The sequence below is a fragment of the Hymenobacter ruricola genome, assembly GCF_015694525.1.
GTDB classification, from domain to species: Bacteria; Bacteroidota; Bacteroidia; order Cytophagales; family Hymenobacteraceae; genus Hymenobacter; species Hymenobacter ruricola.
This window is the reverse complement of the sequence record NZ_JADQDM010000002.1, coordinates 867,190-886,821: the sequence shown is the minus strand read 5'-3', so window position 1 is coordinate 886,821 and position 19,632 is coordinate 867,190. Positions and strand designations below refer to the sequence as shown.

The 19,632-nt window shown below is 62.6% G+C and carries 20 protein-coding genes; 11 read left to right on the top strand and 9 right to left on the bottom strand.

Annotation, left to right across the window (positions count from 1 at the left end; genetic code table 11):
• Positions 1-93: 93 nt before the first annotated feature.
• The 3 genes from I2H31_RS07930 to I2H31_RS07920 form a co-directional block, all read right to left on the bottom strand.
• A complete protein-coding gene (locus I2H31_RS07930; protein WP_196292444.1) occupies positions 94-1,020 on the bottom strand; it encodes a DUF3667 domain-containing protein in 927 nt (308 codons plus the stop codon).
• A gap of 96 nt (positions 1,021-1,116) precedes the next feature.
• A complete protein-coding gene (locus tag I2H31_RS07925) occupies positions 1,117-1,815 on the bottom strand; it encodes a hypothetical protein (protein WP_196292443.1) in 699 nt (232 codons plus the stop codon).
• Positions 1,816-2,127: 312 nt separating this feature from the next.
• Positions 2,128-2,721, bottom strand: a complete 594-nt coding sequence (locus tag I2H31_RS07920) for a hypothetical protein (RefSeq protein ID WP_196292442.1) — start codon at positions 2,719-2,721, stop codon at positions 2,128-2,130.
• A gap of 85 nt (positions 2,722-2,806) precedes the next feature.
• On the opposite strand from I2H31_RS07920, the gene I2H31_RS07915 reads away from it, so the two are divergent.
• The 4 genes from I2H31_RS07915 (at position 2,807) to I2H31_RS07900 (ending at position 6,023) form a co-directional block, all read left to right on the top strand.
• Entirely contained in the window at positions 2,807-3,262 is a 456-nt protein-coding gene (locus tag I2H31_RS07915; RefSeq protein ID WP_196292441.1) for a helix-turn-helix domain-containing protein, read from the top strand.
• Positions 3,262-4,203, top strand: a complete 942-nt coding sequence (locus I2H31_RS07910; RefSeq protein ID WP_230687529.1) for a helix-turn-helix domain-containing protein — start codon at positions 3,262-3,264, stop codon at positions 4,201-4,203. The genes I2H31_RS07915 and I2H31_RS07910 overlap by 1 nt, the downstream gene beginning before the upstream one ends.
• Positions 4,204-4,415: 212 nt before the next feature.
• Positions 4,416-5,126: an SDR family NAD(P)-dependent oxidoreductase gene (locus tag I2H31_RS07905; protein ID WP_196292440.1), complete on the top strand. Its 711-nt coding sequence runs from the start codon at positions 4,416-4,418 to the stop codon at positions 5,124-5,126.
• Between the two features lie 135 nt (positions 5,127-5,261).
• The gene (locus I2H31_RS07900) at positions 5,262-6,023 is read left to right on the top strand and encodes an SDR family oxidoreductase (protein ID WP_196292439.1); all 762 of its coding nucleotides are present in this window, start codon (positions 5,262-5,264) and stop codon (positions 6,021-6,023) included.
• Positions 6,024-6,112: 89 nt separating this feature from the next.
• Here the strand turns inward: I2H31_RS07900 and I2H31_RS07895 are convergent, their stop codons facing one another.
• From I2H31_RS07895 to I2H31_RS07880, 4 genes are all read right to left on the bottom strand, one after another.
• Positions 6,113-6,316 (bottom strand): hypothetical protein, encoded by a 204-nt coding sequence (locus I2H31_RS07895; protein ID WP_196292438.1) that lies wholly within the window; start codon positions 6,314-6,316, stop codon positions 6,113-6,115.
• A 56-nt stretch (positions 6,317-6,372) separates the two neighbouring features.
• Positions 6,373-6,831 (bottom strand): hypothetical protein, encoded by a 459-nt coding sequence (locus I2H31_RS07890; RefSeq protein ID WP_196292437.1) that lies wholly within the window; start codon positions 6,829-6,831, stop codon positions 6,373-6,375.
• 126 nt (positions 6,832-6,957) lie between these two features.
• A complete protein-coding gene (locus I2H31_RS07885) occupies positions 6,958-7,173 on the bottom strand; it encodes a hypothetical protein (RefSeq protein ID WP_196292436.1) in 216 nt (71 codons plus the stop codon).
• A gap of 158 nt (positions 7,174-7,331) precedes the next feature.
• Positions 7,332-8,249 carry a DUF58 domain-containing protein gene (locus I2H31_RS07880; RefSeq protein WP_196292435.1) on the bottom strand — a complete coding sequence of 306 codons (918 nt, stop codon included), beginning with the start codon at positions 8,247-8,249 and terminating at the stop codon, positions 7,332-7,334.
• 249 nt (positions 8,250-8,498) lie between these two features.
• Here I2H31_RS07880 and I2H31_RS07875 point away from each other — a divergent pair, with 249 nt between their 5' ends.
• From I2H31_RS07875 to I2H31_RS07865, 3 genes are all read left to right on the top strand, one after another.
• On the top strand, positions 8,499-8,867 hold the full coding sequence (locus I2H31_RS07875; protein WP_196292434.1) for a DUF3276 family protein: 369 nt from the start codon (positions 8,499-8,501) through the stop codon (positions 8,865-8,867).
• Between the two features lie 249 nt (positions 8,868-9,116).
• Complete coding sequence (ychF, locus tag I2H31_RS07870; protein WP_196292433.1) at positions 9,117-10,217, top strand: redox-regulated ATPase YchF; 1,101 nt, start codon at positions 9,117-9,119, stop codon at positions 10,215-10,217.
• A gap of 82 nt (positions 10,218-10,299) precedes the next feature.
• Positions 10,300-10,800, top strand: a complete 501-nt coding sequence (locus tag I2H31_RS07865; protein ID WP_196292432.1) for a hypothetical protein — start codon at positions 10,300-10,302, stop codon at positions 10,798-10,800.
• 46 nt (positions 10,801-10,846) lie between these two features.
• On the opposite strand, the gene I2H31_RS07860 is transcribed toward I2H31_RS07865, so the two are convergent.
• On the bottom strand, positions 10,847-12,307 hold the full coding sequence (locus I2H31_RS07860; RefSeq protein ID WP_196292431.1) for a M48 family metalloprotease: 1,461 nt from the start codon (positions 12,305-12,307) through the stop codon (positions 10,847-10,849).
• 226 nt (positions 12,308-12,533) lie between these two features.
• On the opposite strand from I2H31_RS07860, the gene I2H31_RS07855 reads away from it, so the two are divergent.
• On the top strand, positions 12,534-13,394 hold the full coding sequence (locus I2H31_RS07855; protein ID WP_196292430.1) for a hypothetical protein: 861 nt from the start codon (positions 12,534-12,536) through the stop codon (positions 13,392-13,394).
• Between the two features lie 14 nt (positions 13,395-13,408).
• Here I2H31_RS07855 and I2H31_RS07850 read toward each other — a convergent pair whose 3' ends face one another.
• A complete protein-coding gene (locus tag I2H31_RS07850; RefSeq protein ID WP_196292429.1) occupies positions 13,409-14,737 on the bottom strand; it encodes a type IX secretion system plug protein in 1,329 nt (442 codons plus the stop codon).
• A 156-nt stretch (positions 14,738-14,893) separates the two neighbouring features.
• Here I2H31_RS07850 and I2H31_RS07845 point away from each other — a divergent pair, with 156 nt between their 5' ends.
• From I2H31_RS07845 to I2H31_RS07835, 3 genes are all read left to right on the top strand, one after another.
• A complete protein-coding gene (locus I2H31_RS07845; RefSeq protein ID WP_230687527.1) occupies positions 14,894-16,387 on the top strand; it encodes an eCIS core domain-containing protein in 1,494 nt (497 codons plus the stop codon).
• Positions 16,388-16,595: 208 nt separating this feature from the next.
• Positions 16,596-17,480, top strand: a complete 885-nt coding sequence (locus I2H31_RS07840; protein WP_196292428.1) for an N-acetylmuramoyl-L-alanine amidase — start codon at positions 16,596-16,598, stop codon at positions 17,478-17,480.
• A 258-nt stretch (positions 17,481-17,738) separates the two neighbouring features.
• Positions 17,739-19,607 carry an eCIS core domain-containing protein gene (locus I2H31_RS07835; protein ID WP_230687526.1) on the top strand — a complete coding sequence of 623 codons (1,869 nt, stop codon included), beginning with the start codon at positions 17,739-17,741 and terminating at the stop codon, positions 19,605-19,607.
• Positions 19,608-19,632 lie beyond the last annotated feature (25 nt).

The following is a 19,632-nucleotide window of genomic DNA, read 5'->3' as shown; positions in this document are numbered from 1 at the left end:
AAGGTAGGATTTTGTTTTCAGAGGCTCGAAAAAAGCCCCACCGCTGGGGAGCGGCGGGGCTTTTTCAGTGTCTTAACCCAATGCCCGCGGCGGCTACGGCCGCGTGGGCGGAGCGGCGGCCGGGGCCGCGCGCAGGGCCCGCTTGTGTTTCACTTCTTTGTGCACGGCCGCCTTGAAGCTGCCCCAGTTCAGGGCCATCACGATGACCACGGCCCCGCACATCACCAGCAGGTAGGCCGCCGTGGCCGTGAGCAGGCCGCGCCACCAGCGGCCCCAGCCGCGCAGCCGGGTTTCGCCCAGCAGCTGCCCGTAGGCCCAGCCCTGGTAGCTGATGACGGCCAGCGAGGAGCCGGTGGTGACCCCGTAGTACGCCGCGCCGGAACTGACCCAGTAGTACGCCGGCATGAACAGCAGCGAGAGCAGGTTGCCGGCCGCCGTCACGTAGAGCACCGCCACCATGGCCTCGGCCAGGTTGAGGCCCGTGCGGCGCAGGGCCCGCCGCACAAACAGCCCGATGACCGGCGCCATGGCCACGTAAATCCAGCCCATGTAGTGCATCGCCGACTCGGCGCCGTGCGCCTGCGCTTCGCGCAGCTCGGCCGAGGCGTCGGGGTTCAGGCTGTTGCCGAGGGCGGCCAGCCGCAGCTTCATGGCCAGAAAGCTGGCCACGCCCGTCACGAGCAGCAGCAGCGAGAGCGGGGCGAAGTGGCGGGCCCGCTGCCCGCGCAGGTAGCCCAGCACGGTGGGGCCGGGCCGCAGCACCAGTTCGCGCAGGGTGAAGAGGATGCCCTTGTCGACGTGCCAGATGGCGTGCGGAATCTCGTGCAGCAGGTGCCCCATGCTGAAGCGGTGGGTGGCGGCCGGCTGCCCGCAGTGCGCGCAAAACTTGTCGGTGAGGGGCGTGTCGCAGTTGAGGCAGGCGGTGGGGAGAGCGTGGCCCGCGGCCGGCGCGGGCGGCGCGGCTTCGGCGGCGGCCACGGCCACCCAGGTGGCGGCGCCGGGGGAGGAGGCAATTTCCATGATGCAGAGCGAAAGGCGGTGAGGAAGGCCAAATTACCGCAAAAAGCCCGCCCTCACAAGATGGGGCGGGCTTTGGCGGGGGGCGGGTGGCCGGGGCTAGGCGGCCGCGTCGGGGGCCGTGCCGGGCTTGGGCTGCGTGAAAATCTTCGGGTCGTAGAGGGCCTTCACCGCGTCGGGCTCGTCGACGTGCAGGGTGAGCTGGCCCAGCAGGTTCAGCTTGAGCTGGCGGGCGGCGGCTTTGCGCAGCTTCTTTTCTTCTTTGCTGTCGCCCTGCACGGCGCCCTTGCTCGCGCCTTGGGTGCGGCGGTCGTCGTCGTAGTCCTGCTTGAATTTTTCGGCCTTCTGGGCCAGGTCTTTGCCCAACTGGTCCTCGTATTTGGCCGTGAGGGTGGCCGCGCGCTCCAGCAGGGTGGGCAGGGTTTTGAGGGTGGCGCCGCTGTACTCGCCGCGGCCTGCGGGCAGGAAGGCCGCGAGGGCTTTGTCGTCGGGGGCTTTGCGGCCGAAAATGTAGGCCACGTCCACGAGCAGCTCCTTTTTGGCAAAGAGCTTGAAGCCGGCCAGTATTTTTTCCACCGCGTCGGTGTTGCCCAGGCGCTCGCCCACGTGCTCGTCCTGGTCGCCGAGGAAGGCGGCGTAGGCGTCGTGGTGGGGTTGCAGGGCGCTTATCATGGCCGAGTACTGGCCTTCCTGGTTCTGGCCGCTCATGCGGTCGAGGTTGGCGGCCATGAGGTCGCGGAAGTCTTCGCGGGCCATTTTCTTGGTGGAGAAGGGGTTTTTGAGGAATGGCAGGAACATGCGCTTATAGGGGTAGGTGAATGATGCTGCCAATGTAGTCAGGATTCCACCATAAGCAACCGCCGTAGCGCCAGTATCTTTCTGATACTGCGGGGATTTTACCTCAAGGGGCCATTACCAGCGTTGGTAAGGCCAGGTTTGGGTCCAAAGATGCCGTTACCAACGTTGGTAATGGGGAATTGGGCTTAAAGATGCCGTTACCAACGTTGGTAAGGCAAGGTTTCAGTCGAAAGATGGCATTACCAACGCTGGTAAAGCAAGGTTTGAAGCGAAAGATGCCGTTACCAGCGTTGGCAATGGTGTCTGTTACATCTAGACCCCCGTTTGCTCGGAGTTGGAGCGGGTAGAAGCAAGCGGCGTTGCCTTGAACAGGGCATTCACCCGGGGCTGAATCAGCCAAACGCCAATGGGGAAGAACCAAATCAGAAACAACTCACCCAAATAGTCTGAAAGGTCCAGCGGGCGCTGCAATTCCACCGCTTTCAACGACTTTGCAGTGAAATATAAGCAGTATAAAATGCTGGCCATGGAGAACAGGTGGAGGGGCACAACCAGCAATGCTATAAGGCCGACATGACCGCCCAAGGCGCCTGCGCCAACCCCGCTGAGTAGGTACGTCAGAATGGCCGCGATGTAGAAAACGGGGATAAACAGCGCCGTTTTAAACCGTTTCAAGTGCAGGGACACCCCAGCGGGGAGGGCGTCGTGCAAACCGGTCGCCACCGCATACAGCCAGCCGAAAAGAGTGCCGGCGAAAAACAACATTTCCACGGCAAACATCACGAAGGCAAACCGCATCGATGCACCCGACTGGAGTGTGCCAAATAAAAAAAAATGTGCAACGAGGGAGGGGCCAAGTTGAAGGGCAAAAAGCTGCCAATGTTTTAGGTTCAGAAGTACCTTCATGGTAGGGTGCGGGTGGGAACGAAGATGTTTTGTCCGTTCTGTTGTTTATGAATAGCGTTACTATATCAAGTCCTCACAAGGTAGCATGCCCACCCCCCTCCCCAAAAAGCTCCTGGCCCGCCAGCACGAAATCACCGCCGATTTTCTGCGCGAAGTCGACCGGCACCTGGCCGACGTGGTGGCCGGCCGTGCCACCGAGATGTTCGAAATCCGCGACCTGGCCAGCATCCTCTGCCTCCACCCCACGCACCTGAGCAACACCATCAAGCTGGCCACCGGGCATTCGCCGTGCTACTTCTTCGAGGCCCGCATCCTCGACGTGGCCCGCGGCCTGCTGCGCGACCCCCGCCGCTCGGTGGCCGACGTGGCCGCCACCCTCACCTACGACCCCTCCAACTTCACCAAGTTCTTCAAGCGCTTCCAGGGCTGCACCCCCAAGCAGTACCGCGAGCAGGCGTGGGCGGCGGAGCGCGCCGACGCCCCGGAAAGCATAGCCGAAGCGGTATCTGAAGTTGCCACTGCCGCCTACCTGCCCGCCTGATGCGCACCGCTGCCCCACTGAAGCCCAAGTCGCTCGCCGCCTTCTACGAGGCCTGCGCCCCCACGCCGGAGTCGGCGGTGGGCGTGCTGCCACCGCCGGCCATGGGGCCGGGCGTGGGGCATTTCAACGTGTTTCCGTTGGCCGACCTGCGCGGGGCGCCCCCGATGAATTTCAGCCGAAAGGACTATTATAAAATCACCCTCTGCCGCGGAAACAGCCAGGTAGAATACGCCGACCAGGCCCCGCACCGGGGCGCCAACACCCTGTTTCTGGTGACGCCGCGCGTGCCCTACCGCTGGCTGCCGCTCGCCGAGGCGCCCACCGGCTACTGCTGCCTCTTCGACGACGCGTTTCTGCTGCCCGCCCGCACCGGGGTGGTCCTCTCCGAGCTGCCGATTTTTCAGCCCGGGGCCTACCCGGTGTGGGAGGTGACCGAAGCCGACGGCGCGGCGCTCGAAGCCATTTTCCAGAAGATGGCGCACGAGTTGCCGTCGGCCTACGCCTACAAGCCCGACCTGCTGCGCACCTACCTCTGGGAGCTGATTTACCTGGTGCAGAAGCTGCAGCCGGTGCCGGCCCCGCTGTCCACGCACAGCGCCGCCGAGCGCGTGGCCACCCAATTCGCGGAGCTGCTGGAGCGGCAGTTTCCGCGCCACAGCCCGCAGCCGCCCCTGCGCACCGCCACCGACTACGCCGACCAGCTGGCCGTGCACGTCAACCACCTCAACCGCGTGCTCAAGGAAACGACCGGCCACACCACCACCGCCCTCATCAGCCGCCGCCTGGCGCAGGAAGCCAGGCTGTTGCTGAAGCAAACCACCTGGAGCATCTCCGAAATTGCCGACAGCCTGGGCTTTGCCGACGTGGCCCACTTCTGCACCTTCTTCAAGCGCCACGCCGGGCAAACGCCGGGCGACTTCCGGCGGCAACTACACAGTTGAACGACGTAGGGGCGGGGCCTGCCCCCGCCCATCGTTGAACGTAGTGCTGAGGTGGCGCAAACGGCGGGGCGGGGGCAGGCCCCGCCCCTACGTCGTTCAATCGTAATTTTAGAACCTGTTTGAAATCTAAAACAGATAGGTTGACTGGCGAAGTTTGCCCGCTGTTCACCCGCCGGACCTTTGTGGGGTACCAACTTAAACCCACAAGCAACATGGCAAACAAGAAAATTGCGCTGGTCACCGGCGGCAACAAGGGCATCGGCTTCGAAATCGTGCGGGGGCTGCTGCAAGCGGGCTGCCGGGTGTATCTGGGAGCCCGCGAGGCCACCAAAGGCCAGCAAGCCGCGGCCGAACTGGCCGCCGAAGGCGACGTTCACTTCCTCGAACTGGACCTGAGAAACCCGGCGACGCTCAGCGCGGCAGCGGCCCGCCTGCAACGCGAGGAAGGCCACCTCGACATTCTGGTAAACAACGCGGGCATTGATGTGCCCGGCGACGGCGCGGCCAGTACCGCCGCCGTGCGCAGCGTGGAGCAAGTGCTGCACACCAATTTCCTGGGCACGCTGGCCGTCACCCAAACGCTGCTGCCGCTGGTGAGGCAATCCGCGGCCGGGCGCATCGTCAACGTGTCGAGCCCGCTGGGCTCGCTCACCCTCAGCGGGCAGAACGACTGGGGCCTGCTGGGCTACTCGGCCTCCAAAGCCGCCCTCAACATGCTCACCGTGCACCTGGCCTCCGAGCTGCGCGCCACGGCCATTAAGGTCAATTCGGCCGCCCCCGGCTACACCGCCACCGCCCTCAACGGCTTTGCCGGCACCGATACCCCCGCGCAGGGAGCGGCGGAAGCCATCCGGCTGGCCCTGCTGCCGGCCGATGGTCCGACGGGCACCACCTCCTCGGTCACCGGCCCCTTGCCCTGGTAAGAACTGGCCGATGGCGGCCGGGACGCCAAGCGGCTGCATCGGAAGCTGTCACCATTTAAACTTAACTACTCACCATAAACCCCATCCGCGGGCCCCGGACCTTTGCCTCATCGTTCACCCCCAATACTTCAACCGATGAGCAATTCCAAAATCGCCCTCGTCACCGGCGGCAGCCGCGGCCTGGGCAAAGACATGGCCCTGAACCTAGCCCAAAAAGGCCTCGACGTCATTCTGACCTACCACACCCAGCAGGCCGAAGCCGAGGCCGTGGTGGCCGAAATCACCGCCCACGGCCGCCAAGCTGTGGCCCTGCAGCTCAATGCGTCGGAGGTGGGCAGCTTCGCCGGCTTTTTCGAGCAGGTGCAGGCGGCCCTGCGCGACACGTTCGGCACCGAGAAGTTTGACTTTCTTATCAACAACGCCGGCACGGGCCTCTACCAGCCGTTTGCCAGCACCTCGGTGCAGCAGTTCGACGACATGCTGAACATTCACTACAAAGGGCCTTATTTCCTCACGCAGCAGGCCCTGCCGCTGCTCAACGACGGCGGCGGCATCGTCAACATCTCGTCGGGCCTCACCAAAATGACCAACGACTTGTCGTCGGCCTACGCCAGCATGAAGGGCGCCGTGGAAATTCTGACCCGCTACCTGGCCAAGGCCCTGGGCCCGCGCCGCATCCGCGTCAACGTGGTGGCCCCCGGCGCCGTCGAAACCGATTTCGGCGGCGGCCGCACCCGCGACAACAAGGACGTCAACGCCCACATCGCCAGCCTCACCGCCCTGGGCCGCGTGGGCCTGCCCACCGACATTGGCCCGGTGGTGGCCTTCCTCTGCACCCCGGAGGCCGGCTGGGTCAATGCCCAGCGCATCGAAGTATCGGGCGGGCAGGGCATTTAAATTCGGCTGCATTGGGCCGGCCGGCGCACCAAAAAAGCCTTTCTGCACGGCGCAGAAAGGCTTTTTGGGGTTATTATGCTAAACTTCAGCTACTGGCCCCTGGCTTTGCGCTGCCGGTAAGAGTCCACCTGCTGGCGCAGCACGGCCAGCAGGGAGCCGTAGCGTTGCTGGGCTTCGCGCTTGCTTTCGAGCTTCAGCAGGCGGGAATCAATCAAATCGGAGAAGTCCTCTACGGTGTAGGAACGTTTCGGCGCGGTGGACACGGGCGGCAGGGCAAAAGGGTAACCGGGCAAAATAGCGGAAAGGACTGCGGTTAGTACGCAGCAATTCAAACTTAGTACGTACCGCGTTAGAAACGAAACAGCGGCCGGTCCGGATTCCAGATGCCCCACGGAATCATGAGCAGCACGAGTACCAAGGCCACGCCGAAGTAGAGCAGGGCTTTGCGGTGTTTCTGGGTGCTGTCGGCCGTTTTCTTGACCACGATGCGGCCCACCTGCGCCACCACGGTGGCCAGCAGCATCACGGCCACGTGCTCCAGGCCGAAAAAGCGGGCGGTGGGGTCTCTCATGGCGCCGGCCTGCTTCATGGCGTTCAGGCCCCAGGGGCTCAGGCCGAAGTACAGGCCCAGGCCAATGAGCACCTGCAGCCACATAAAGCCCGAAAAGGCGGCGCTCATGCCGTTGTCGGCGCTCGCGAAGGGCCGGCGGCCGGAGTAACCCACGTAGGCCCGAAACACAGCAATGAGGCCAAAAATGACCACGAACCAACGAGACCAGGAATGAAGAACGAGCAGCGTGTGATACATAAAGGAGGGGAGGGGAAAGCAACAACGGCAACAGCGCCGCCGCGAAAGTAACTTGAACGCGGCAGGCTGCGCTGCGCCCAGCCTGCCGCGCGGGGCCCTCATGCCCTAAATTCTACCCCCCGCACGCTACGCCCCCGGCCGCCGGGCTTCCTCTTTTTCCTCGGCCGCCCGCTCCCGCATGGCCACAAACAGCGCCACGAACACCGAGAAAAACGGCACCACCAGCCCAAACGCAAACCAGCGCCAGAACGAGCGGCCGTAGTTGTAGGCGATGTACCCCGTGATGGGCGCGAACACCAGCAGGGAAACCAGGAAAACGAGGAGAAAACGGAGGAAGAACACGGAAATCGGGAGGGGATATAAAGAATAAGGGAATTGAATAGCCCGTCATGTCGAGCTTGTCGAGACATCTCGCGTGCCGCAGTAATTAGTTTCCCGCGGCGAGATGCCTCGACAAGCTCGGCATGACGTTTTTGTTGCTTCAACGGTCGGGTCCAGCCTTATCGCACCTTGCCGCGCTTCACCAGGTAGGCATACAGCACTTTCTCGAACGGCTCGCGCACGTCCACGGGCACGAAGTCGATGCGCAGCTGGCCGCAGCGCTGGGCCAGCTCCTGCTCGAAGGCCGTCATGGCGGCGCGGTACTGCTCCTTTATCTGGGAGGGCTGGAGCTTAATTTCCTGACCGGTTTCCACGTCCTCGAAAATGTAGGGCCGCTCGGCAAAGTCAAAATCGGCCTCCGTGGCGCGGTCCAGCACGTGGAACAGCAGCACCTCGTGGTGCTGGTGCTTGAGGTGCTGCAAGGCGGCCAGGGCGGCTTCCTGCTCGGCCGCGCCGCGCCCCAGCATGTCGCTGAACACGATGACCAGGGAGCGTTTCGGAATTTGCTGGGCAATGGCGTGCACGGTGCCAGCCACGTCGGTGCCGCGCACGGTTTTGGGCGCCGGCGGGCGCTCCAGCAGCTGTTGCAGGGCCAGCAGCAGGGTGTGGCGGTGGGTGCTGGTGGAGCGCACCGGCGTTTGCAGCTCCACGGTTTCGGCAAAGGTGACGAGGCCTACCGCGTCGCGCTGCCGGGTGAGCAGGGTGGTGAGGGCCGCCGCGGCCAGGATGCTGAACTTGAGCTTGTCGTGGCCCGGCGCGGGGTAGTACATGCTGGGGCTCACGTCGAGCAGCAGGTGGGCGCGCAGGTTAGTTTCCTCCTCGTAGCGCTTCACAAACAGCTTGTCGGTGCGGGCAAACACCTTCCAGTCGATGTGCCGCGTGCTTTCGCCGGGGTTGTAGAGGCGGTGCTCCGAGAATTCCACCGAAAAGCCGTGGTAGGGCGACTGGTGCAGGCCGGTAATGAACCCGTCCACGAGCTGGCGGGCCAGAAACTCAAGGTTCTCAAAAGAGCGAATGGCGGCGAGGTCGATGGGCATGAGAGATGCTATGATTAACGGCTGTCATCCTGAGCGCAGCGAAGGACCTTCTCACGTCTGCATTGCTTGAGTTGCTGCAAAGCGTTCAAGCGTGAGAAGGTCCTTCGCTGCGCTCAGGATGACAAACGCCCAAAGATACCTTTAACACCCGCGCTGCCTCCGCCGTTTACCTTTGTCGCAACTTTCGTAAGTTAGTCCCTTCAATCAAAGCCCGATTCTATTTCCCACCATTACCCCCACCCAATCCCTGTGGACGACCGTCACGACCAGGAAGAAATTTATTCCCAACGCATTAAAGCCGGCAAGCGCACGTATTTCTTCGACGTGAAAGCCACCCGCGGCCAGGATTACTACCTGACCATCACCGAAAGCAAGCGCCGTCAGAACGGCAACGACTCGGTCAGCTACGAGAAGCACAAGATTTTCCTCTACAAGGAAGACTTCCTCAAGTTCGTGGACGCCCTGCAGGACGCCGTGGACTACGTGCGCGAAGAGCTCCTGAGCCCCGAAGAAGTGGCCGAGCTCGACCGCCCCCGTGAGTACGACGACCGGGACCAGCCCCGCCGCGAGTTCGACCGCCCCGCCTTCGACCCCAACCGCAGCGACGACGCTTATTAAAAAGCTGTTAGCTGACAGCTATTAGCTCTCCTTCCAACGGCGCGAATGGATAAAAGTCCGTTCGCGCCGTTTTGCTGCAGCGCAAACTCTGTAGTTCGCGTCCCCGGCGAACAGCCAAACGACACCGTTGCAATGACTTTACGGCAGGGAGTAGCGCGAACTACAAAGTTCGCGCTACTCCCTGCCGTACCTTTGCTGCGGAATTATGCCAACTCATAATTCCTAATTCGTAATTCATAATTCAAAAAAATGGGCCTCCGCTGCGGTATCGTCGGCTTGCCAAACGTCGGCAAATCGACTCTTTTCAACGCTCTCTCTAACGCCAAGGCCGAATCGGCCAACTACCCGTTCTGCACCATCGAGCCCAACGTGGGCGTCATCACCGTGCCGGATGAGCGCCTGCAAATCCTCGAAGCCTTGGTGAATCCCAAGCGCGTGCTGCCCACCATCATCGAGTTTGTCGACATCGCCGGCCTTGTGAAAGGTGCCAGCAAGGGCGAAGGCCTGGGCAATAAATTCCTGGCCAACATCCGTGAGGTGGACGCCATCATCCACGTGGTGCGCTGCTTCGACGACCCCAATATCGTGCACGTGGCCGGCGGCGTCGACCCGGTTTTCGATAAAGACGTCATCGACACCGAGCTCCAGCTCAAAGACCTGGAAAGCGTGGAGAAGAAGCTGCAGAAGTCGGAGCGCAGCGCCAAGGCCGGCGACGCCGTGGCCAAAAAGGAAGTGGTGTCGCTGCAGAAATTCAAAGCCGCTCTGGAAGCCGGCCAGAACGCCCGCGCCGTGGACGCTTCGCCCGATGACCTCGAAGCCGTGGCCGATTTGCAGCTGCTCACCATCAAGCCCGTGATTTACGTGGCCAATGTGGACGAAGCCAGCATCGCCAGCAACGGCAACAAGCACGTGGACGCCCTGCGCGCGCACGTGAAAGCCGAAGGCGCTCAGGTGGTGCTGGTGTCGGCCGCCATCGAAGCGCAGATTGCCGAGATGGAGGACCCCGAGGAAAAAGCCATGTTCCTGGGCGAATACGGCCTCACCGAATCGGGCCTGAACAAGCTCATCCGGGCCAGCTACGAGCTGCTGAACCTGATTACCTACTTCACCGCCGGCGTGCAGGAAGTGCGCGCCTGGACCATCCACCGCGGCGACAAGGCGCCCGCCGCGGCCGGCGTCATCCACTCCGATTTCGAGAAAGGCTTCATCCGCGCCGAAGTCATCAAGCTGCCCGATTACCAGGAATACAAAACCGAGGTAAAAATCAAAGAAGCCGGCAAGATGGCCGTGGAAGGCAAAGACTACGTGGTGCAGGATGGCGACATCATGCACTTCCGGTTTAACGTGTAGGGCGCAATGTTGTCTTGCTAACTTTCGTTAAAAAGGGCCAATCAGTAATGATTGGTCCTTTTTTATTAGACCCGAATTTCGAATGTTTAAACGATTCTTACTCAGCGGGTCGGTTTTTTTCTGGATAAATGCTTGTCGGGTAGCTACAAATCAAAGCGGCGCTGAGTCCCTGAAACATACCTTGCTCGTCTATCACGACGAATGCACGGAGTGTGGCGACTTTGAAATTGATAGCGGCGAGGTGCAGGTGCCAGTTTTTATGCGTCCGGCGTTCATACAAGCTAAAATGAACTCAGGCGTGACGCGAAAGTGGCCGCGCCGTCGAATCGTGAAAATGCTTGAGGCGAGGGACTATCAGGTGGGTTCAGTAGCATTGGTAAGCGAAGCAGCGTTCGACTCGCTGTTTCTCTTGCCCGGTCATCACCGAGACGACACGCTCAAGAATAAGTACGGCATCGTGTATCCTTGGGACTTTGACAGAAGGTACCGGGTTACGGGCGAAATCATTGGCATCAAAGCGCACTACCTCCAGTTCAAAATCCATACTGCAACCCGTATTACCGATAGAAATGCGCAGCGATGAACGCCGGGGCAGATGAACGTTTTCGCTGCATCCGCCCCGCTTAACTCTACTTCCCCGCTATTTTAAACAACGTGCCCTTCGGCAGTTGGTCCGTGGTTTTCATGCCGTTGAGAATGGCCATTTCCTCGTAGCGCTTGCTGGGGATGCCGTTGGCGGCCAGGGCCGAAGCCAGGGTGGTGTTGCTGGCGGCCGCTTTGATGCGGATGTGCTCGGGCTGGCGGTTCAGCTTGCTGGTTTCGGTGAGGCGGGCGTAGCCCTGGGCGGCGCGCTGGAACTGCGGCGCGTAGGTGCTGAAGGTGGAAGCCGCGGCCAGGCCCACGAACGCATACACGCTCTGGCCGTCCTGAATGAGCTGGGCCAGCACGTGCGCCGGCGTGCTCTGCTGGTCCGAAGCGGCCTGGTCGCCCTCAATCACCATGGCGGGGAAGCCGTTGATGGTGGTTTTCTGGGCCTGTGCCGATTGCAGGCCGATGGACTTGGCCAGCGACTGCGCGGCGGCGTCCAGCGTGCCGTTGCCAGCGCCGAGGAACACGAGCAGGGCTTTGCCGTTGGGCTCGGCCATCTGGAACTGCTCGGGCGAGTTCTGCGACTTCCAGCCCGAGGGGATGGGGAAGCGGAATTTCAGGTCGGGGTGGTAGAACACGCTGTTTTCCACGAAGCCCTGGCGCGGGTCTTCGCCGTAGGTGAGGCCTTCGATGGATTTCAGGTACTGGTTGCGGTTCACGGCAAACGTGCTGCGGCCCGCCGACTGCTTGGCTTGCGCAGCCAGCCCTTTCACGCGGGTGTAGCGGTCGGCCGAGTTGGGGTGGGTGCTGAGGAAGGTGGGGATGCTGCTGCCACTCTGCTCCTCGGTGCGCTGCAGGGTCTGGAAGAAATCGGCCATGTGGCTGGCGTCGTAGCCGATTTTGGTCGAATATTTCACGCCCAGGCCGTCGGCTTCGTTCTCGTCGTCGCGGCCGTATTTCAGCATGCCCAGGCCCACCACCTGCTGGGCCACGCCGCCCACCGACTGCATCACCTTCGGCGCCAGCACGGAACCCAGTATCATGCCGATGCCGGCGATGGTGCTGCGGGTTTGCTGCTTTTTGCCGTGCTGCGCGGTGATGTGGCCGAGCTCGTGGCCGAGCACGCCGGCAAACTGGGCTTCGTCGTTGAAATACGCCATGATGCCGCGCGTGAAGTACACGTGGCCGTCGGGCGTGGCAAAGGCGTTGATGATGGGCGAGTCGACCACCGTGAAGCCGTAGTCGCCGGGGCGGTCCGATACGGCCGTCATCTGCTTGCCTTTGGCGTTGATGAGGCTTTGCAGCGAGGAGCTGTTGTAGAGGCCGAACTGGGCGATAACGGCGGGGTCGGGCTTGGCGCCCTGCAGGGGGCGGGCCGCCGGCACGGCCGGGGCGGCCGGCACGCGGGTGGCCCAGTCGGTGAGGCTGGAAGAACCGGCCAGGGGCAGCAGGAGCGACAACAGCGCGCCGGCGCGCAGGCTACGAAAAACAGAAGTATTCATGGAAATAAATAAAGCGGCCAAGGCCGGTGAAGGGCAACGAATGGGCTTGCAACGGAACGCCCGGGGGCTAAGGTTGCGCTTAGCCACGGCCGAGGTTAGGCGTGGGCCTGCCAGGGGCATAGCCATTTCCCTGCCAGCTTGGCCAAAAGGCGTTTTTTCATGCGAAGCACACATAATTAGCCGGAGTATTGCGGCCGGTTTTCCGCCCTTCCTTATTCCAGGCCTGATGAATACTTCTCGTTTCTGGCTGGCTGCTTTGCCCGCCGTGTTGTTGGCCGGGGCGTGCAGCCGGCCGCCGGTGGCCCGCAGCGCCAGCCGGTTTGCGCCCGCCCCGCCGGTCATCGACGGCCTGGCCACCGACTGGACCGACTCGTTGCGCTACGACCCCGGCAGCAAGCTGCAGTACCAGGTGCTGAACGACGGCCGGCAGGTGTACCTGCGCCTCAAATCCGCCAACCCCGCCACGCAGGCCAAAATCGTGCGCCTGGGCCTCACGGTATGGCTCGACACCACGGGCCGCAATCAGCACCAGTTCGGGGTGCATTTCCCGCTGGGTGGGCCGTTGGCCGGGCGGCCCGGCGCCGAAGACGGCGCGCCCCGGCCCGACGGAGCTTTGGCCGGTGCCCCGGCGCCCCTGCGCTCGGAGGGCCGGCGCGAACGCATGGCGCAGGCCCTGGCCGGGATGCGCGAAATGGAATTGCTCAACTACAAAGGCAGCCCCGAGCCCACCCTCACCGATACCCAGTCGCAGCTAGGCGTGAAGGCTGCCATGAGCCTGGATGCGCAGGAAAACCTGCTGTATGAGCTGGCCGTGCCCATGCGGCTGCTCTACCGCAAGCTGCCCACCCTCACCGGTCGCCCGGCCGTGGTGGGCATCACGCTGGCCGGCGGCAAGTTCACCATGCCATCACCGGGCGGCGGGGGCGGCATGCGCGGCGGAATGGGTGGCGGCGGGATGCGCGGCGGCGGAATGGGAGGCGGCATGCGCGGGGGCATGCGCGGCGGAGGCGGCCGGGGCGGCTACAGCGGCGGCCCGCAAACGTCGCCCATTACCCTGAAAACCAGTGCGCAGCTTAGCAGCAAGTAACGCCCCGTCGGGCGCTATTGCCGGCTGTTCATGGCCACGGTTTGGTAGCCGATGAGCAGGTCGGCGCGGGTGCCGGGCGGGCGGTAGTACACCAGCAGGTCGTACTGGTTTTCGGTTTCCTGGTGCGTGCCTTCAAAATACACTTCGTTGGGCGCGGTGCCGCGGGCGGCGGCCACCGCAAAATCGTAGTTGTAGTAGCCTTGCTTGAGCAGGGCGTGGCCGCTGTAAAGCTGCTTGGCCTCGTCGTAGGTCAGCCGGAATTCGTCCTTGAGCTGCCAGTCCGTCATCGCCCCGAAGGCGTACACGGGGCCGGGCGCGGGCTGGTCGGCTTTCAGCTGAAAGGTCACGTCGAAGTAGTCGGCGTTGGTGGCGCCGTTGCCGTACTCGCGGCTCTCGAACACGCGCTGGCCGTTGGCGTCCTGGTACTGGTTGTAGGCGAGCTTCTGGCGCGAGGTTTCGGGCTGCAGCTCCACGGCGGTGGGGTTGGCGCGCGGGTCTAGGTGCAGCACGCCCAGGCCCACACTCTGCACCGAGCGGGTGTCGAAGTAGCGGTACTCGCTCAGGCCGGGAAAGGCGTTTTCAAACCCGAAGTACTGGTATTCGAGCCGGCGCTCGGCGTCGCGCACGAAGGTGGGGCGCAGGTTGTACTTGGCGTTGTCCCAGCGGAAATTCTGGCGCAGCACCACTTTCACCTCCGCCGCCGGGTTCACCAGGTCCACGCCGGCGTAGCCGATGGCAAAGTCCAACTGCTGCAGGGTGTAGCGCTCCTGGCCGCCCACCACAATGCCGGGCTTGAGGCCCACCTGCACCTGGTTTTCGTACACCAGCAGCCGGCGCGACACCACCGGCGCGCCGCCGGGGTTTTGCACCACCAGCAGGTAGTTGCCGCTGAGGCGCACGCCCGGCGCCCGCAGGCGGTAGTGGAAATACGGCACTTTGGTGCCCGTGCCCACCCGGTAGTCGGTGATGAGGAACTCGTTTATCTCGCTCAAAAACTGCATGTCGGTGAGCACGGAGGGCTGCCAGTCGGCGTCGCAGTGAATGATTTTGGCGGTGAGGCGCTGGCTCTGCTCGCCCAGCACGTCAAACTCCAGCATGATGGACTGGCTCTGGCCCAGCGGCACCACCGGCGGCTGAAACACCTCGTTGGGCTGGCCGGTGCCCACGTAGCACTGCACGCTGCGCACGTCGGGCGAGTAGGTGTAGTCCTGGTAGCGCAGGGTTTTGTCGGCGTAGTATTCCGGCGGCTGCTGGGTGCCGGGTGCGGTGCTGGTGATGGGGGTGCCCAGCGGCACGCAGGCGGCGGCCAGCAGCAGGCAGGAGAGAGCGGGAAGGAGGCGCATGGCACGAAAGTAACGACGGAAAGGCCTCCCTGGCCGCTGCTGCGCCCGTTGCATATTTCTACTACTTTTTATAAAACAGAAACTTAGTACCTTACCTGCCCAAGCCTCTGCCCGCGTGCGCGCCGGTCATTGCCGCGCCACCACTCCTACCAGCCCATGTCTGAGTCCGCCGCCAAAACCGCGCAACCCAAAGCTCCGGCCGCCGGCCACGCCGCCCCGCAAAGCAGCACCTACGCCCCCGCCGAATTCACCGACAGCCGCCCCGTGGCGGTGGCCCAGCGGCAGCAGCAGGCCCAACTCAACCAGTCGCCCCGCGTGCAGCAGGCCGCCACCCTGCAGGCGATGATGGCCCAGAGCCCGCGCATGCTGCAAGCGGCCCAACTGCGGGCCGCCGCCACCCCCGCGCCGGTGCAGCGGGAGGAAGCCCCCGCCCCGGTGCAGGAAAACAATACGGGCTTGCCCGACGAGCTCAAAGCCGGGGTGGAAAACCTCTCGGGCCACTCGCTGGATGACGTGCAGGTGCACTACAACTCGGCCAAGCCGGCCGAGCTGCAGGCCCACGCGTATGCGCAGGGCCGCGAGATACACGTGGCCCCGGGCCAGGAGCAGCACCTGCCGCACGAGGCCTGGCACGTGGCCCAGCAAAAGCAGGGCCGGGTGCGGCCCACCCGCCAACTCAAGGGCCAGGTGCCGGTGAACGACGACGCCGGCCTGGAAAAGGAAGCCGATGTGATGGGCGCCAAAGCCCTGGGCGGGGCGGGCCCGGCCACGCAATTAAAAGTGCGGGCAACGGCGACGACGGGACCGGTGCAGCGGAAGGCGGTGGTTCAGCGCAGGGAAATTGGCGAAGTCGATGCGGCCTTGCAAGTGGTACTGGCGGACTTGAACACGATTGGCCCTATCGATGTGAACAGTGCAGTGGGGACCATTACCGACCGTCAGACGCGGTTGGCTGCTTTTCCGGCCCGCATTGCACCGCTGGCCGTAGAAGTGAAGGATAAAGGCGGCAACGAGGTGACGCCCTTGGCCGACCTCGACGATAAGGTAGCGGAAATCACCCGGGACGAGCCGACGTTAGCTGCTTCAATTGCTGCGGGCGAAGCGCCTGCCCCAGCGAAGCCGGCCAGTGCGTGGGGCGCGGGAAGAGGCGAGCATGCGCGGTGGAAGGCAGACAACGACAACCTGGAAGCCAACCGCGCGAAAAGAGACAGCAATCACCTGGAAAAAACGCGCCTCACCAATGAGCGGCCGCTCTCCGTACTAAAAAATACGCTGAATGATACCGAGGACCGACTGGCCGCCCTCGTCGCTAACCTCAAGGAGGCGGAGAAGCAGCGTTATTTTCAACTGCTGATGACCACCCAAACGCCGGCAGTGAACAGGTACGAACCCGAGAAGCCGTGGATGAGTGGTCCATCTACCCTGGGCATATTCATATTCAGCGGCCCCCCGGTCATTCAGGGCATTCCCGGGGCCGGAGTAGGGCCAATTGAGGTACACATCCACTTCCGCGGGGGAACCAAGCAAGTCAACAAGGCGCACATCAAGTATGGTTGGAAATACGCCGGCACCGACTTGAGGCCGGGGTCTCCCCCGTATGCGGCCACCGCGTTGGCGGCGTGCAAGGCGCAGATTACCACCGTTAAATGATGCGAGTAGCTGCCGGCAGGCTTGCCTTGGTCGGCTGCTGGAGCGGGGCTTCCCCAGCGCGCGGGTAGGCCGGCCTGAAGCCAGGTCAGGTAATGTGCCAGCCACGAACCCTTTTTCTTGTGTATTATAAAATAAATATATAATAAATTTATAAAAGGTAACTTGCCTTGCGGCTTGACGCAACTCACACACTTCAACCCCTCCGGTTATGATTATTGACAACCATTGGCTCAAGGCCGATAGTACGAGCGAGAAAATCACAAAATCCCCGTCGCAGAACGTCAGGAATGTAATCGACCCGGATTATTTAATTATTCATTACACCGCGGGTGACAAAGCCAGTGAGGCCATCAACTGGTTTAAGGACACCACTAATAATCCGGATAAAATAGCCGCGCACATCGTCATTGACCAGAACGGGGCCATTACCCAGCTCATTCCGTTCAATTGCCGAGCAAACCATGCCGGAAGCAGTACGTGGGACGGGGTAGAAAATTTTAATTACCATTCCATCGGAATTGAGCTGGTAAATCCCGGGTTCTGCGAAAAGCTTGCGGATGGTTCTTTCAGAAGAAGAGTAAGCGACGATAAATTCAAGACCTATCCGGCCGAAAGAGCGGCCGATATAGTCGCAAAAACCCACAAGCTCAAATTCTGGAACGCGGCGGACAATAAGTACTGGTTTAAATTTCCCGCCCCGCAACTGGCCGCGCTTTATGCCCTGAGCAAGGTGCTGGTGGCGCATTATAAATTAATTGCCGTGTTGGGCCACGACGACATTGCCCCGCTCAGAAAGCCGGACCCCGGCCCGGCTTTTCCTTGGAAGGAGTTTAAAACCGCCGTGTTGGGCCGGGCCGATAATGTGGGCAATATGTTCGCGGTGAACACCAACGATACGAAGTTTAGAGCCGACCACTCCCGGACTTCGGCGGAAATAGCGAGCCTGCCAGCAGGGTATATCGTGGGGTTAATCGAAACCGTTGGCGCCTGGAATAAAGTGTATTTGGCAAATGAAAAAAGCAAGCTGATGAAAGACGGGCGTTGTGTGAAAACAATTGGCTGGATTCACTCGTCGCTGCTGGACTTAAAGTAAAACAACAAGGGCAACGGATGTTGAAAGCGTGGTTGGCCGTGCCCCGAGACTTTTCCCGCCGCCCAGCAACTTGTTTTCCTGAACGCCGCCTCGTCAGTGGAATAGTAAGCATGGGCCTGCTGCAAGCGCAATAATTCGGCGAACCAGTCGAATGCATGTGATGGCAACTATGCTACCGGCGTGTACCTTACGGCCGCTTAGCCTCCCGGTCTTGCCTCATGGTGCCGGTTGTTGCTTTCCCTACCCACAACAAGCCCCATGAGCGCCGCCGACAAAGCCCCCGCCCCCAAAAGCCCGGCCGCCAAGCAAACCGCCAGCCCCTACGCCCCCGCGTCGCTGCTCGACCAGCGCCCCGCCGCCGCCGTGCAGCGCCGGGCCCAGCAGGCCATCAACGGCAGCCCGCGCATGCAGCAGGCCGCCACCCTGCAGCGCGCCCTCGATGGCCGCGCCCGCGCCGCTAGCCCGGCCGCGCCGGTGCAGCGGGAGGAAGCGCCAACCAGCGAGAACACCACGGGCCTGCCCGACGAGCTGAAAGCCGGCGTGGAAAACCTCTCGGGCCACTCGCTCGACGACGTGCAGGTGCACTACAATTCGGCCAAGCCGGCGGAACTGCAAGCCCACGCTTACGCGCAGGGCAGCGAGATACACGTGGCGCCGGGCCAGGAGCAGCACCTGCCCCACGAGGCCTGGCACGTGGCCCAGCAAAAGCAAGGCCGCGTGCGGCCCACCCGCCAGCTCAAGGGCCAGGTGCCGGTGAACGACGACGCCGGCCTGGAACGCGAAGCCGACGTGATGGGCGCCAAAGCCCTGGGCGGGCCGGGCCCGGCCACGCAATTAAAGGTGCGGCGCACGGCGGCCGGGCCGGTTCAACGGGCCGTAGATGACGCCCTGGTTCCGGTGCTTGATGCCCGAATGGATGCCGTGAAAGCGGAAGCTGTGGCCATTCTGAAGAACATGCGGTTGCTGGGCGAAGACTGGGAACAGAAGTACGGCGAGATGGGCAAGGAAAAAGGCGCCAAGGCCATCGGAGGCGAAAAAACGGACTACCCGGCGGAAGTTCGGCGGGCCATCCTCAAGCAGCTGTGGGCCAACATGACGGGCGAGGAAAAAGCGGAAATGGTGATGGAAGGCTCCAGGCTGGCGGGCCGCACCATCGGAGCGGCCGTGCGGGGCGGCCGGGCGCTGGCCAGCGTGCTGCCCGCGCCAGAAAAAGCGCCGAAAGGGGAAAGGGAACGCCCCAAGCCCCGGGAAGAGGCAGAAGAGAACAAGGACGAGAAATCGGTGAGCTGGTTCAGTGAATTGTCGCAGGAAGAGATGCAGGCGCTGTACGAGGCGTATTCGACCTTCAGGCAGGTGAGAAAGAAATACCAGGAGGCGGTGGCCAAGGTGAACGAAGCCGCCAGTGAAGCGGGCAAGCTTCTGGGGGGCGAAGTGGGCAAGCTGCGAAACGAGTTCGACTTCAACAAGCGCATGGACGCGCTGAAGAGCGAATTCCTTGCCGCCCGGAAGCGGTACGAACTACTGAAGGCCGCAATTGAGGCCAACAAGGATGAAGCGCGTCACAAATCGGAAATAGCCGCCTTGAACTTCGGGCTGATGAACGCCATAGTGGGGCCGGCCATGGTGTACCGAGGCAGCGACCTGAACGAGGAAACGCGGAAAAAGCACCCGGACCTGTGCCAGGACGCCATTACCATCATCAACGCAAGCAAGCACGGCGGGCTGGCCGAAAGGGCCGAGGCGGCATTGAGCAGCGCAGGCGAGGAGTTTAGGAATTTCCGGGACGGCGGGAAAGCGCGGGCCGATGCCCTCCGAATGCAGCAAAGCGCCCTGGCCGGCACCCTCGACAAGGTGCTCCAGAAATCGTGGCGCAAGGTGACTTCCTGGGGGTGGACGCCCACCGCGGTGAAAGCCATCAAAGAGGCCCTGCCCCAGTACGATACTGACGTCAGTAAGCTCAACAAAGCCAAGGAGCTGGCCGGCGCCGCGCGGGGCAACAAGGACAGCGGCCGCTATGCCGTAACCCAGGTTTTCTACGACGCCCTGGCCAGCCTGAACGTGACCGATTTGATGAGCCTAAAGGTAACGGAGTCCATTATTGCCGACGTTGGCAAGAACTTAAAGTAACCTGCCGGCCCGCGCACGGCCGTGC

What these genes read in the sequence shown, in the direction of transcription:
- I2H31_RS07925 (WP_196292443.1), bottom strand. Translation starts at nt 1,815, where the DNA reads ATGTTCCTGCCATTCCTCAAAAACCCCTTCTCCACCAAGAAAATGGCC.
- I2H31_RS07865 (WP_196292432.1), top strand. Translation starts at nt 10,300, where the DNA reads ATGTTTAAACGATTCTTACTCAGCGGGTCGGTTTTTTTCTGGATAAAT.
- I2H31_RS07890 (WP_196292437.1), bottom strand. Translation starts at nt 6,831, where the DNA reads ATGTATCACACGCTGCTCGTTCTTCATTCCTGGTCTCGTTGGTTCGTG.
- I2H31_RS07855 (WP_196292430.1), top strand. Translation starts at nt 12,534, where the DNA reads ATGAATACTTCTCGTTTCTGGCTGGCTGCTTTGCCCGCCGTGTTGTTG.
- I2H31_RS07880 (WP_196292435.1), bottom strand. Translation starts at nt 8,249, where the DNA reads ATGCCCATCGACCTCGCCGCCATTCGCTCTTTTGAGAACCTTGAGTTT.
- I2H31_RS07840 (WP_196292428.1), top strand. Translation starts at nt 16,596, where the DNA reads ATGATTATTGACAACCATTGGCTCAAGGCCGATAGTACGAGCGAGAAA.
- ychF (WP_196292433.1), top strand. Translation starts at nt 9,117, where the DNA reads ATGGGCCTCCGCTGCGGTATCGTCGGCTTGCCAAACGTCGGCAAATCG.
- I2H31_RS07900 (WP_196292439.1), top strand. Translation starts at nt 5,262, where the DNA reads ATGAGCAATTCCAAAATCGCCCTCGTCACCGGCGGCAGCCGCGGCCTG.
- I2H31_RS07860 (WP_196292431.1), bottom strand. Translation starts at nt 12,307, where the DNA reads ATGAATACTTCTGTTTTTCGTAGCCTGCGCGCCGGCGCGCTGTTGTCG.
- I2H31_RS07930 (WP_196292444.1), bottom strand. Translation starts at nt 1,020, where the DNA reads ATGGAAATTGCCTCCTCCCCCGGCGCCGCCACCTGGGTGGCCGTGGCC.
- I2H31_RS07915 (WP_196292441.1), top strand. Translation starts at nt 2,807, where the DNA reads ATGCCCACCCCCCTCCCCAAAAAGCTCCTGGCCCGCCAGCACGAAATC.
- I2H31_RS07920 (WP_196292442.1), bottom strand. Translation starts at nt 2,721, where the DNA reads ATGAAGGTACTTCTGAACCTAAAACATTGGCAGCTTTTTGCCCTTCAA.
- I2H31_RS07850 (WP_196292429.1), bottom strand. Translation starts at nt 14,737, where the DNA reads ATGCGCCTCCTTCCCGCTCTCTCCTGCCTGCTGCTGGCCGCCGCCTGC.
- I2H31_RS07910 (WP_230687529.1), top strand. Translation starts at nt 3,262, where the DNA reads ATGCGCACCGCTGCCCCACTGAAGCCCAAGTCGCTCGCCGCCTTCTAC.
- I2H31_RS07845 (WP_230687527.1), top strand. Translation starts at nt 14,894, where the DNA reads ATGTCTGAGTCCGCCGCCAAAACCGCGCAACCCAAAGCTCCGGCCGCC.
- I2H31_RS07835 (WP_230687526.1), top strand. Translation starts at nt 17,739, where the DNA reads ATGAGCGCCGCCGACAAAGCCCCCGCCCCCAAAAGCCCGGCCGCCAAG.
- I2H31_RS07905 (WP_196292440.1), top strand. Translation starts at nt 4,416, where the DNA reads ATGGCAAACAAGAAAATTGCGCTGGTCACCGGCGGCAACAAGGGCATC.